Here is a 14197-nt window from a genome sequence, read left to right as displayed (position 1 = left end):
ATATTAAAATATACTCCCAATACTCTTCAAATAAACTAACCTTAATTAAAATGAAGGAGTAATAATAATATAAAACTTATCTTATTACTATTCGACAGATAATACTCAAAAAAGTATTACTTTTGGTTAAAAGTAATAAAAAATGATATTAAAAACGAAAAAGGTAATATAAATAAAAAAAAGTAGAAAGCGAAAAGTAATACTATATAAGAAATATATATTATCCTTCAACCATTATTAATTTTCCCGTTGATGGATCTTTATACACCTTTCCCATTTCCATATAACCTTGACCCGAACTTTCAACAGAATCCAAAGTGTCATTTAATTCTTGACCTTCACTTACCTCAGTAACATTCATATGAGAATCCTGAACGCTTTGAGATTGATCATGCGATGTGTCTGAAAACACTATACTCTGCATGTTCCAACTTATTACAACAAAAATTAAAAATCCTACTGCAATAACAAGCATTGCATCTACAAGATTTGAAGTTCCAGTCATGGGATCTTCTTCATTATCACTAAATCTTTTTTTACATTTTCGTCTAGCCATGGTAAAAACTCCATTTAGCGGTTTAATTTGTCAAGTAATGCATCAGCCAAAGCATCTGAATTTGATAAATCTTCTTCATACCACCTGCGTCTAATTTTAGATACAAAATATCCCACCGCCCCAGCACCAATACCTACAACCGTTGTGTCAAACGCAACAATAATGGCATTAGCCAGAGTATTTACATCACCGGCACCTAAAGCAGCAAGTCCAGGACCCATTGGAATTAAAGTTCCCATCAATCCTAAAGTTGGACCAATACGAGTAATAATATCTGTTTTTTCAATTGTTTTTCCAAGTTCAGTTTCTTCAAATTCAATTAACTTCCTAGCTAATGTTTCTCTTGTTTTATTAGGTAATGAATCTGCACGCAATATTTTAACTAAAATTACTTTTTGATTCTCATATATTCCAGCATTTTTAATAATACTCATCAACTCCTCAACAGAATCTGCTCTGGATATTGAATAAATTAATTTCTCAAGTAGGTCAGGAGAGACTTTTTTACGTGATGTATACTCTGCAATAAGACTTCCTAAAGTAACAACTGCAAAAAATGCAAAAATTACTAAAAATATAATTACAGGAACTTGTAAACTTTGAGAAATCATATTTAAACCAGAAGTTAATATTTCACTTCCAGGAATTGTTGTAACCATAATAAACACCTTAATCCAAATAACTATTATTCTTAAAGTAAAATCCGCCTAAAAACATCATAATAATCATTAATACCAATACAGCAACCAGATATTCCGGAGATGCTATTTCAATTGCATCCATAGGATTTTGTATCATAGACGTGATGTTTGGTAAAAATAATGCTGACAACAGGAAGTAAATTCCTAAAAATAACATAAAATTTCCCAAAACAATGGGATATGGTTTATTTATAAATTTAATAAGATAGTTTGATGCAAAGTATGTTAAAACAATAGTTAAAACCAGTGCAGCAGCAACATAAACACTTAAATTTAAAAGACCCAAACCTACAGCAGGAGCTACTAACATAATGCTTACAATTATTGATCCAAAACAACATGGACAAGGAGCTACAACTGCCATACAAGTAGCTGCAGCAGTATTTTTTTCAAAGACCTTATATTCCCTAATAGTGAAAATTCCCGCTAGAATCATTATAATGGCCATGATTAAAAAGAATTCGAAATTATAAGAATAAATTAAACCTGTAATCTGTTCTGTGAAAAATGATGATATCTCTGTTAATATTAAAACACCACCACCATAACCTATTGAGACTAATGCCAAATACTTTTTCGACATATTAGCTAATCCTGTAGCTAATCCTAATTTAATTCCAAATATCAATACAGCAGACAAAATTCCTAATTGCCACAATATATTTATTACATCCATTTTTTCCCTCTTTAAAAAATAAAAAAATGAGTTTTATAATTTTTCATTAAAAAGCTCATCTAAATTACTGCCTTTTTTCTCTTTTCCATTATCTCTAAAATAACCGACTCCAACTATAAGGATCAAACATATGACTCCTAAAACTGCAAGTAAACTCATACCAACTTCACTTGCAGATTGTTGGGTGATAGGATTAATTTCAATTGCTTTTTTAACATCAGCACCTTCAGAACTAAAAGTACCTGAATCACTGGAACTACTGTCTCCCACATCAGAAACCGCATTTCCTTGTGAATTTTGACTATTGCTTAATGAATGCTGATTAGAATTTGTGGAAGTTGCATTATTAGAAATAGTTGAACTAGAAGAAGAACCATCAGTAGGATTTGGAGTTGAAGGTTCTACTTGAGGATCATTATTGTTTTCAGGTTTAGTATTTGGATTATGAGTATTGTTTAAGAATACTGGATTTTCAGTTGCATCATATAATTTCGGCAATAATTGTGCTAAAATATCAGGATTTACATACTGAACTGCCCACTGCATCATAGCCACATTACCACAGCTGCAATCACAACATGCAACACCATTTTTAACTGTTGCCTGCGCCCAAGTATTTGCAATATCTCTTATTGTTGCATCATCAGCATTCCAATATCCCTTATGAATTGAACTCAACATTGTTCCACTCATTGAAATAAGGGAATAGGCATTATTTCCACTCATTAACCAATCCTTAACACCCAGATTGTATTTGTCTTTATAATAGGTATTATACACCCTATTCCATAAATCATCTGAAACTGAATCCGGTCTTGTCACTTGCCAACCCAATAGATTGCTAACAAATTTATTGGACATATAACGAGCCCCACTGTATCCTTCTTTCATCATTCCTTTAATCCATTCGGGATTGTCATACCTTGAAGCAATTTCACGATACATGACTTCTTCAAGCGAAGAAATATATGCATTATCCTTATCAGCATACATTAAAACATTCATTTTTGGAGATTTACCTGAAACATGTTCAACAGCCATTGATAAACCACCCCAATAATCAAAGAAGTCATCATTATCCATTACACCATACTGATTTGTATTGCGGCTTGTTATTATTGTGTCTGAGTTAGATAATGCTTTTAGAAATACTAATGGATTTGTATCTCCCCAGTAATTTTTAGAATACATATTTCCCATTCGACCTAAGTAAAACTGAGCTAATTCGTCTGTGTTGTTCCAAGTCCATGACATTGACACCAATTTTGATATTCCTGCACCATAATCTCCATTAGGTGGTGCGAATATACGGGTAATTGCACATTCCCCTGCATAAGATGCATTATAACCAATACTCAAATAATATAGGCAATCTTTAATCCAATGCTGAGCAACATAATTATCTTTTAAAGCTTCATTAGAAGCCCTATAATAATTTATACCCTCCATGACACAGTCCAATGCCTGTCTTAATTCCTTGCCATATTTTCCATTCATTAAAGTTTTATTATTAATTAATGTTAAATATGACCTTGCCAATGCTACTCTAAATGCATTATCCATTAAAACAGACTGAGAAGAGTATAAATCTCTGAATAATCCGCTAGTAATTATGGTAACATCTATTCTTTTTTTATTCCAACCCTCAGGACGAGTTAAATCATTTAATTTAATGACTTCAGGCATTGCACCAACTTTTTTTCCAGTAGGATTTCCTTCATCATCAAAGCCGGCGCTTGAAGAATTTGTCCAAACAGGTTTCATGCCCAACAAATAAAGAACAGTTGAAACCAAAGCACCATCATCCCTTGCTGTTTCAACACACCATATCCCCATGATAATTTTTTCAGTAGTGTCATTTAAATCAGCTAAAGTTAATAATGCAAGAATTTTTGCATAATTCCATGCATCCTGTGTTGGTAGTTCAGATGATTGATCTTGGAAAATGTTTGTACCTGTTGGTAAAATACTTGGTTTTACAACAATTTCCCCACCTTCTCCTGTAGGAATATATCTGCCATTTAAACCATCAAGCATGGCATTTAGTTCATTTGAAATACTTTGATTAATAAGATTTATGTAGCTTTTAGCCAAATTTAAACAAGCATAGAAGTTAGAATTGTTAAATTTAACATTGCCATTAATTAATACATTACTTACAGAATTAACATCCCAATAAATCAATGCTTTACATATATCATAAGATTTATTCAATACAAATTCCCTTTCAAATGGAGTTAAATCACCATATGATTTTGAATAGTAATAATTAGAAAGTTCTGTAAATAAATTAAGTGTTCCCTGATTATTCTCTAAAACAAAATCATGAGAAAGCATTGCAGAAACTGTACTAGCAATATCCTCTTCACTCCAATATTCTCCTAATGCATGAAGGCCTAACGGATGTAAAGTATCCTGAGTTGATTTTAAAAATATATTAATTTTTTCTATTAATGAATCAATAGAAATGCTTTTTATTTGACTCTTATTGAGTCCTAAATTGGTTGAATAATCATTGCTAATTATCAAATCTTGTATTTTTTCTCCAATTTTATTTTTTTCTGAACTGCTCCCTGCTTTTTGATAATCATTTATCAGATTAGCAAGAAAAGTTAAATTACCATACAAATGAGTATAGGACATTGGAGAAGTTAAGTGAGAGATAATAACTGCAAATCCTCTTCGTTTAGCTTGAATAGCTTCACCTAAGCCATCACTAATGTAAAAATATAATTGAGGTACATCACCAACAACAACTGATCCATAATCAGTTGCAGATAAAAGAATTTCTTTGCCTGGCAACCATTCATGTGTTGCATGCCTTCCAGTGAAAATCATGGCATTTGGATTTCTAGTTTGCATATAATAATATGCAGCCAAATACTGATGTGTTGGAGCAACAGCAGTACAATGGTAAAGATTTTTAATATCAGACTCCCATCCTCTTTGAGGTTCCGGAGCCACGAATATATTTCCAAATGTCAATCCGGGAATTACAAAGTAATCTGTACCATTTTTATTAACTACCATGACATTTCCTGGAGTTTCACCCCATCCATTTAATCCTTGAATGTTTAATTCCTTAAATTCATCAAAATATTTTAAATATAATCTATAATAGTCTTGTGAATGAGTATTAGCATAATCTTTTAAAGCCCTGACAATATTACTTAAAACTTCTTTTGCTTCAACTGATTTTTCATCTGGAAGTAAGGAAACAACTTGATTATACCAGTCGTCAATTGTGCTTCCAATTGTTTTGGTATAATCTAATTCAACGGCTCTTTTAGTTAACTCACCAATATATGCAACAGTACCGTTAGAAACTTGTATTCTTACAATTTCATCTAATGAATTAAACCAGGAGTTATATTCACTTACCGGAAGTAAAGTTATGCAAGATCTATTAGCTATTTTTTCAAGTTCTCCCGGTGCCCATGTAGCTACATTTATACCGCATGTAAGCATTAGATATTCAAGTTCACTAACATCAACTGGCAAACTTCCAACAGTGTATCCTGCAGCTTTTAAAGTATAAAGTATATTATAAATGCTTTTTATTGTATCTAAATAACTGGAACCGATGTTTTGTTTTCCCGGTGGATAGTTATAATAAATTATAGATATCAGTTTATCCTCATTTAAGGTGTATTTTAAATCCACCCAAGAATCGATTCTGTCAGCAAGTAACCCTATGTTCCCTTCATGCGGAATATAAGTGGTAATTTGAGCTCCGGTTAAATTTGATATATAACTTGAATTACCTCCAATGAATGTGGCATCAATTATTCCTTGCGCTTCAGCAATAGTAATGTGCCACCATTTATCACTTTTTTCTGTAGTTAAACCAGTAGAACCTAATTCCCACTGTTCATTTGAAACATGATCCGAGTGAACCGCCCTAAATACCTGAACACCAGCTTCTTCAAAAAAAGATGTTGCTTTTGTGAAGTTTTCCCCACCAACACCATATGCCACCATCGATACAATCGCATCAATATAAACATCAAAATTAGAAGAATTAGATAAAAATCCTGAAATATCATCTCCCGCACTTGTCCAGGATTCAACCATGACCTTCAATTGTTCAGCAGATCCTCCATCAGCAAAGACAGGAATTACATTATAATTTCTTGATTCCAATGAGTTTATAATTGAATAGCAAGTGTTTAACTGCTGAGATTCAATATACATTTTACTTTCTAAAATCCCAACCGTCCTATTATTAGTTGCTTTAAAAAAAGTAGAAATATACTCATCCAAGGAGTACCATCTATCCCTATAAATACCATAGTTTTTAACACCGGTAAATGTTGGCTGTTCATAACTAACATCAACGCCCAAATAATTTAAAATAAACAATATTTGATTTTTCAAATTATTTTTATCATTCAAATCCTTATAAAGAACTAATCGATTAAAAATTGAATCGAAATTTTTTCCGTTTCCATTTGTTAAATAATTATTAATGTTAGAATATGAGTTGCCCCTTTTAGTATTCTTAAAATAATTAATTAACTCTTCATTGGAATAATTTGTAAATATCTTATTATAATTCAAGGTATTATTCCTAATTAGATTCAATGAACTGGACCCCGAGTTTAAATTGCCTGAAGGAGGTTCCAATACAAGAAATAATTTTTTATTAGACAAATCAGGATTTTTTACTAAAACACTTGTCAATACAGAATCGACATCACTACTAATCCATTCACCTATAAAAGCATCACAATCAGATAATAAATAACTTAATTCATTTTCATTCATTGATTTTACTTGATTTCCATTTCTAATAATTAAATTTACACCATTTATCTTATTTTCATTGGAAAGTTCTAAAATAGCTTTATCCAGAATATTTGTTCCCGGATTATCACTAATTATAAATAAAGTCATGTGTTGAGAATTTCTTAAATTTTCATTTGAATTATCCGTTGAAATCTTTTTAGAGACGTTATAACCTATATCTTTTGAAACTTCAAAATTATCATTAGTACTGCTTAAATTATTTTCAATTTCTGCATTTCCAACAACTTCACTTTCATTGATATTTTCGGCGAAAGCCAGTTGTGAGAATAAACAAAAGCATATCATTACAATTAAAAGTATCAAAAATATTCTTGGTTTTTTTCTAAAAAATTTCATTTTAAATTTCTCCTTTAAAATTAAAGGCAAAAAATTTCAAGTAGTAAATAATTTTAAAAAAATATTACTACCATGAGTAATTTTATAAAAAAATAAATATAAATTTTTCTAAAAAAAGTATTACCAAAATGCTTTAAATTAAGTAAAAAGTAATAATCATTGTTTAAATTCATGACTAATAATATTCAATATTTAAATAATTAAAATAAAAGTAATACTATATCAAAAGTATTACAAAACTCTTTAAATTAATAAAAAAATAATACTGATTAGCAATGAATTTCTTTTTTAAAGTTAAGATTAAAAATCCAAATACAAATAAATCCAATAAATGAACCGATATTCATTCCAACTATTGCACCAAGATACACTCCAAAAATTCCCATATTGAAAGTAATTCCCATCAAATAAGCGAATCCCATGCTTAAAATTAATTCCCGAAGTATTGTCAAAGAAAGTGATTTAAATCCGGAACCTACTCCCTGATAAACATAAGCTGCTGTTGCTCCAAATGGAATCATGAAATTATAAAATACCAACAGTTGTAGAATTTCAGCAGAACGAGTAACTAATTCCAGATTATTTGAAGTGAAATTAAATACCTCACAAATTGGATAAGCAAAGAAGAAAAACACCACAGTAAAAACTAATGTAATAGTCAAACTAATTAATGTTGAGTATTTGATTGTTTCATTGAAGTTCTGCCAGTTGCAAGCTCCATAAGCAACACCTGATACAGTGATTGTAGCAATACCAATTGCCATACATGGTAGAAATGCCATTGCGATAAATCTCCAAGCTATTGTAAAAGCTGAAACCTCACCAACACCGGATGTTGTAATAATTAAGTAATTTAAGATTATTGCAACTAAAGAAAATATAATCTCTTCAGTACCTGCAGGAAGTGAAACAAGAAGGATTTCCTTATATATTCCAAATTCAGCTTTATAATTTGAGAAATTAAATCTGAAATATGTATCTTTTTTAATGTAAATCCAGTAAATCATCCATATTAATCCGATAAATGAAGCAATAACAGTTGCAAATCCTGCTCCAAAAATGCCTAAATCAAGTACATAAATTAAAATTGGATCCAAAATCATGTTTAAAATAGCCGTTAGGATTAATGGATTTGTCGCTCACCCAACATCACCTTCGGCTCTGAAAATACTGGCTATTACATTGGGTAGTAAAAATACAATGTTCAGTAAAAATATGATTTCACCATAACTCAAGCAGTATGAAATTACACCACTTGCCCCAAGCGATATAATCAAATCATCTAAAAAGAAAATACCTATAATTAAAACAATGATTGAAATAATAACCGTTAAAATTATTGAATGAATAATCGCATTATTTGCATCATCAATTCTTTGCGCTCCGAGATATCTGGAGATTAAAGAATTAGTGCCTGCACCAACACCAGTTCCAAGACCAATGATAACAAGGTAAAGGGGAGAAATAAAACCCAGAGCTGCAAGAGCATCAGCATTGATTCCTGCAACCCAAAAACTGTCAATTAAATTATTAAAAAACATTAAAAGCAATGAAAATATAGTTGGAAAAGCCAATTTATTAATAGCTTTTCGAGGATTTCCAATTATTGATTCAATGTTCCTATTAGTCTGCATAGAGATCTGAAAAGAGATTTTGAAAGGCTTTCAGTTTAAATTTTATCTAAAGCTTGATCCACATCAGCCAAAATATCTTCCAAATCTTCAATACCAACAGAAAATCTAATTAAATCCGGTGTTACCCCAGTAGATAACTGTTGTTCTTCAGACAATTGGGAATGAGTAGTGGAAGCCGGATGAGTAACTAATGATTTTGCATCACCAATATTCGCTAAAAATGAGATTAACTCAACATTTTCAATGAATTTTAAAGCCCCATCATAACCTGCTTTAAGACCAAATGATACTATTCCACCATATCCTTTTTCAGCATATTTTTTAGCTATCTTATGGTTAGGAGATGATTCCAAACCGGAATATGTTACCCAAGCTACTTTAGGATGTGCCTCCAAATGTTCTGCAACAGCCATTGCGTTTGAAGCATGCCTTTCAATTCTAAGTCCTAGTGTTTCTAAACCTTGTAAAAGTAAAAATGATCCGAATGGAGAAGGTACAGCACCAGTGTCTCTTCCAACGACTGTTCTGATTCTTGTTGTAAAAGCAGAATCTTTGAATGCTTCTCCAAATACTAATCCATTATATGTTGCATCAGGTTCGGACAATGATGGGAATTTTCCACTCATCCAGTCAAAGTCACCCTTTTCAATGATAATCCCGCCAAGAGTAGTTCCATGACCGCCAATGTATTTTGTAGCGGAGGATGCAATAATGTCTGTTCCATGGTCAAATGGTCTTACAGACCCGATTCCAACAGTATTGTCTGCAATTAATGGAATTCCATGTGAATGTGCAATTTCAGCTAACCTATCAAAATCTGGGATGTCCAATTTTGGATTTCCAATAGATTCCACATAAATTGCTTTTGTTTTATCATCAATAGCTTCCTCGAATAATTCAGGAGACTGTGAATCAACAAAAGTTACACTACGTCCCAAATCTTCTAATGTATTTTCAAATAATTCATAGGTTCCGCCATACAAATTATCTGCAGATACAATGTTATCTCCAACAGAGGTTATGTTGATAATTGCATAAAAGATTGCAGACATTCCAGTTGCAGTTGCATATGCAGATGTTCCACCTTCAACAGCTGCCATTCTCCTTTCAAATGCTTCAGTAGTAGGGTTTGTAAGTCTTGAGTAAATGTTTCCTCCTTCTTTAAGTGCAAATCTATTTGCGGCCTGTTCTGGTGAGTCAAATACATAAGATGTTGTCTGATAAATTGGAGTTACACGTGAACCTGTTTCATCAACTTCCTCTTGGCCTGCATGCACTCCAATTGTTGAAATATTCTTCTTGTTTTTAATTTCATATGCCATAATAATCACTAAATTATTTGTCTTTCTTAAATATTAACTTATATCCTCAAACCTTTCAACAACTTCCGGATTTTGGTGGTTGAAAAACAGGGTTTCACCATTATCCAAATTCATTATTTCCATCATGTCCTCCTCATCAAGTGCAAAGTCAAAAATATCAATGTTTTCAGCCATTCTTTCTTTGTGAGTTGATTTTGCTAAAACAACAATGCTTCTTTCAACCAACCATCTTAAAATTACTTGAGCTGGTGTCCTGCCACCATTTTTCTCACCAATTTTTTTTAATGTTTCATTTTCAAACATGCCATGCCTACCTTGTCCAAATGGTGCCCAAGCCTGCATTTGAACTCCATTTTTCTCCATGTTTGCTTGTGCAGCATATTGCCCATTAAATGGATTTACCTCAACCTGATTGATTTGAGGGATGATTCTGCGATTAAATAAGCAGATATCAGTTAATCTATCTGGATAAAAGTTAGATACCCCAATCGCTTTGATAATGCCTGCTTCGTATAAATCTTCCAAAGCACTATAAGCACCATAATAATCAGAGAAAGGTTGATGAATTAAGACCAAATCAATATAATCCAGACCTAATTTTTCCAAGGATTCTTTAATAGAATCAAGACAGTTTTCATAACCATAATTATTTATCCATACTTTTGTTGTAATGAATAACTCTTCACGGTCAACACCACACTCTTTAATCGCTTCACCAACTTCTTTTTCATTTTTATAGAATTGTGCTGTATCAATTAATCTATAACCTACATCAATTGCATCAAGTACAGCCTGTTTTGTTTCTTCTGGAGGTATTTGGTATGTTCCAAATCCCAAAATCGGCATTTTAATTCCATTGTTTAAAATTAAAAATTGCATACTACCGCCTATAAATAAAAATTTTGTTCATCAAACATTTTATCTGAAAATATCCATATAAATTTTTCGTTTTTATTCTCATTTATCCTCTTTTTTAGAAGTTTTTTTCAAGTTCGCTGTTTTAATTTATTTATAAAATCTTTCGAACCTTCCAATTTCAATAAGAAAAGCTGAAACTTCAAAATCACCTATATATATAATTATACTCTTTTATTATTTGTTTTTTATCCATCCATATAGAATGATGCATTAATTATATCAGATTCAAATTATTGTATACTTATCGTGAATATCACTTTTTATTGCTCTTTGAAATTTTTTTACAACCGAAAATGAGAGGTGCGAATATGAAAACAAATGAGCTATTAAAAAATATATTTATGATATACAACAACTCTGAAGGTACCAAAAAGGCCTATGCATATGTGTTTAAGCAGTATTGCCAGTATTTTGGCATGGAGCTTCATGAGTTTTTAAGGAAGCGGAAGATGAAGAAAACAAGGAAATCAAATGGAAGCACAGAAAAATCAAAAGCAGACTGCTGGAATTCCACCAACATTATCTAAACAACTATGCCCTAAATACAACAAAGTCTGTTATGATGTGTGTCATCAAGTTCTACAAGTTCTATGACATTGAAATCTATTCCCTGCTGAAAATCAACCAATAATCAATACAGAAAATGCAACCAATCCATTACAGCGATCTGCCGGACAAGGAGATAATCCGTGAGGTGGTTAATATTGCAACGCCTGTGATGAAGGCGGCGATACTTTTTATCTGCTCTAGCGGCTGTGCAAAAGCAGAAACCTTGAGCCTGAAATACAGGACTACATAGATGCCCTGTCCAAGTATATTCCAAACAAGAATATGGATACCTTTGAGATAATCGATTTGATTGAGGATAACGACACATAGTCCCCACATTCAATATTCGCCGAAAAAAGACCAACAAGCACTATACGACCTACTGCAGTCCCGAAGCTGTCAAGACCATCAATACCCACATCTTATCCCGTACCGATAATGTTACCAACGAGTCAAAGCTTTTTAAAATGGTTGTGGGTTATTTTTCAATTAATTTTCAAAAAATCAATGATGATTTGGGACTTGGAAAAGTCGGCAATTACAACCGTTTCAGAAGCCATATACTTAGGAAATTCCATACATCATCACTGTACAATGACGACATGAGCTTGGATGATGTCAATAATTTGCAGGGCAAATCCAAAAGCAGGACTAATAAGGTATATTTCATGATAAACACTGAAGATTTGAAATATGAGTATATTGAACATTTGCCGGCCATTACCATCAGCACTGAAGTCAAAAAGCCCCATGTCAAATCACCTGAATTCGTTAAAATTTAAAACGAGAAAAACGAACTTAAAAGTGAATTGGACAGGCTACGGGCTGATATTGGAAGTCTTAAAGGCATGATTGGGAAATAAGTACTTTTCCCAATCTCCTATTTAAAAACATATATTGTGCTCATTTTTTTATAAAAATGAGAATGTTTTTGGAGGCAGATAAATAATATTATCTTTTTTCGCTATTGTTTTAGTTGTATTTGAAATTATTATTCCATAATCCGCATTGTAACGCTCAATTGCAGTCGCTATTTGCCTTTTCTTCTTTTTGCCCATGCTCACTTCAATAGGTATTGCCTTTTGGAACTCGCCCTGAATTACAAAATCGACATTGACTCTGTCTTCAGGATCATAGTATAATGTGAAATAGTTTCCTTCTTCATTGCTCAGATAGAATAATGTTGATGCAACAAGATTTTCCAAAAGAACTCCAAGATATGCATTTTTATTTGAATTAAGATTGCCTATTGATGATGTCAGGATATGTTTTATGCTTGATGTTGCAAAAAAATACTCCCATGACTTGATGGATCTTTTAGGTGATGCGATATGGGGTTCGCAGTGAAATATGAGTTGGGTTTTTTCAAGAATGTCTAGAATGTTTCTAACATTGCCCTTTGAGGTTCCAAGGTATGTTCCCATTTTTTCCTGTGAAATGTCTCCTGGCTTTTGGAGTGCCAGAAATCTCAGTAAGCGGTTGGCATGTGTTTGGCTGGTTGAGGTTATTGAGGATATTGTTCCCATATCATGTGATATTACTTTATTTATCATTCCAGTTATGTTTTTGCAGATTATATGGGGGTTGTTTTCAAAGAGTGATGTTGGAAATCCTCCATATTTTAAAAATTCATTCCAGTCGGTTGTTGAATAGCCATTGATGTTGATTAAATCCTGATTTATCTGTTGTTCGCAGCTGACTGCATCGGTTATGTCTCCTTCGAAAATTAATTTTTTGAGGGATGCTGAAACGTTGGCGGCATTGTAGTTGTATTTTAGTTTCAGGTGCTGATTGTAGTTTAGTGGAGTGATGTTTTCTTTGAGCAGTCTTCTTGCTGAATCTGCATCGTATTCAAGATTCAATGCTGATGAACCTGTGAAAATCATGAATATATTTTTGGTTTTGTCATATATCCTCTTTCCGGACAATGCCCATTTTTTGTCATGTTGTGATTCGTCGATGAGCAGGAATATCTTTTTGTCCAGTCTTCTTAGGGTGGTGTTGTGGTAGGTTTCTAAAAACTGTTTTACAACATCTATGATTTTAAAATCCACTATGTCATTTAGGTTTTCGCATGAAATGAACAGTATTTGATTTGGGTTGATGTTTTTGGATTTAAACAGGTACTCATAGGTTTGGTATAGTAGTGTTGTTTTCCCGACACCTCTTAAGCCGGGAAGTGCGAAATAACGGTTATTGGTTGTTTTTTCTAAAAACTCATCAATATGATGTTTAATAAATTCAAACTCTTTTCTATGTTCAAAACTTCTGCCATCCAATGTTAATTCATTATCTAAAATATTAGGTACATCGGATAATTCCTCTTTAATGTAATCGCTGATAATTTCTTCTTTTTCATACATTTAATATCACACCATGAAAAAAAATATTTAATCTATTTGGTTAAATATTTGACCACATTATATATAAATGTGTGGTCAAATAACTGACCAGCATATGTTTATAATATCAACTTCCGAAAAAATAAATACTGAAGTCAAAAAGCTTCATGTCAAATCACCAGAGTTCGTCAAGATTGAAAATGATAAAAACGAACTTAAAAGTGAACTGAAGAGAATCATGGCTGATATCAACAGTTTTAAAGGCATGATTGGGAAATAATATTGTTTCCTAATTTTCCTATTTTTTTAATCAATCAGGATTCTTGAAATTTTCATACCTACTTTAACATTAAT

12 protein-coding genes are annotated in these 14197 nt (G+C 32.1%); 3 read left to right on the top strand and 9 right to left on the bottom strand.

Annotation, left to right across the window (positions count from 1 at the left end; genetic code table 11):
- Positions 1-220 precede the first annotated feature (220 nt).
- The 8 genes from EDC42_RS07680 to EDC42_RS07645 form a co-directional block, all read right to left on the bottom strand.
- Positions 221-556: a DUF2149 domain-containing protein gene (locus EDC42_RS07680; RefSeq protein ID WP_069572668.1), complete on the bottom strand. Its 336-nt coding sequence runs from the start codon at positions 554-556 to the stop codon at positions 221-223.
- A gap of 14 nt (positions 557-570) precedes the next feature.
- A complete protein-coding gene (locus EDC42_RS07675) occupies positions 571-1215 on the bottom strand; it encodes a MotA/TolQ/ExbB proton channel family protein (RefSeq protein ID WP_069572671.1) in 645 nt (214 codons plus the stop codon).
- 10 nt (positions 1216-1225) lie between these two features.
- Complete coding sequence (locus EDC42_RS07670; RefSeq protein WP_069572675.1) at positions 1226-1933, bottom strand: DUF2162 domain-containing protein; 708 nt, start codon at positions 1931-1933, stop codon at positions 1226-1228.
- 33 nt (positions 1934-1966) lie between these two features.
- A complete protein-coding gene (locus tag EDC42_RS07665) occupies positions 1967-7078 on the bottom strand; it encodes a cobaltochelatase subunit CobN (protein ID WP_069572677.1) in 5112 nt (1703 codons plus the stop codon).
- Between the two features lie 269 nt (positions 7079-7347).
- Positions 7348-8181 (bottom strand): MATE family efflux transporter, encoded by an 834-nt coding sequence (locus tag EDC42_RS07660; RefSeq protein ID WP_083234802.1) that lies wholly within the window; start codon positions 8179-8181, stop codon positions 7348-7350.
- A gap of 36 nt (positions 8182-8217) precedes the next feature.
- Complete coding sequence (locus EDC42_RS07655; RefSeq protein ID WP_083234803.1) at positions 8218-8712, bottom strand: MATE family efflux transporter; 495 nt, start codon at positions 8710-8712, stop codon at positions 8218-8220.
- 35 nt (positions 8713-8747) lie between these two features.
- Positions 8748-10034 (bottom strand): O-acetylhomoserine aminocarboxypropyltransferase/cysteine synthase family protein, encoded by a 1287-nt coding sequence (locus EDC42_RS07650; RefSeq protein ID WP_069572680.1) that lies wholly within the window; start codon positions 10032-10034, stop codon positions 8748-8750.
- 33 nt (positions 10035-10067) lie between these two features.
- Positions 10068-10913, bottom strand: coding sequence for an aldo/keto reductase (locus EDC42_RS07645; RefSeq protein ID WP_069572684.1), 846 nt, complete (start codon positions 10911-10913; stop codon positions 10068-10070).
- A 347-nt stretch (positions 10914-11260) separates the two neighbouring features.
- Between EDC42_RS07645 and EDC42_RS09490 the strand changes: the two genes are divergently transcribed.
- Positions 11261-11479 carry a hypothetical protein gene (locus EDC42_RS09490; RefSeq protein WP_083234804.1) on the top strand — a complete coding sequence of 73 codons (219 nt, stop codon included), beginning with the start codon at positions 11261-11263 and terminating at the stop codon, positions 11477-11479.
- 489 nt (positions 11480-11968) lie between these two features.
- Positions 11969-12283, top strand: a complete 315-nt coding sequence (locus EDC42_RS09650) for a hypothetical protein (protein WP_233144850.1) — start codon at positions 11969-11971, stop codon at positions 12281-12283.
- 129 nt (positions 12284-12412) lie between these two features.
- Here EDC42_RS09650 and EDC42_RS07635 read toward each other — a convergent pair whose 3' ends face one another.
- The gene (locus EDC42_RS07635) at positions 12413-13864 is read right to left on the bottom strand and encodes an ATP-binding protein (RefSeq protein WP_069572687.1); all 1452 of its coding nucleotides are present in this window, start codon (positions 13862-13864) and stop codon (positions 12413-12415) included.
- Positions 13865-13931: 67 nt separating this feature from the next.
- On the opposite strand from EDC42_RS07635, the gene EDC42_RS07630 reads away from it, so the two are divergent.
- Positions 13932-14123: a hypothetical protein gene (locus EDC42_RS07630; protein ID WP_069572689.1), complete on the top strand. Its 192-nt coding sequence runs from the start codon at positions 13932-13934 to the stop codon at positions 14121-14123.
- Positions 14124-14197: the final 74 nt, after the last annotated feature.

Origin of the sequence: Methanobrevibacter gottschalkii DSM 11977, from assembly GCF_003814835.1 — an archaeon.
Classification (GTDB): Archaea; Methanobacteriota; Methanobacteria; order Methanobacteriales; family Methanobacteriaceae; genus Methanocatella; species Methanocatella gottschalkii.
Note: the sequence above shows the minus strand (reverse complement) of the source record. Positions and strands in the feature narration are given on the sequence as shown.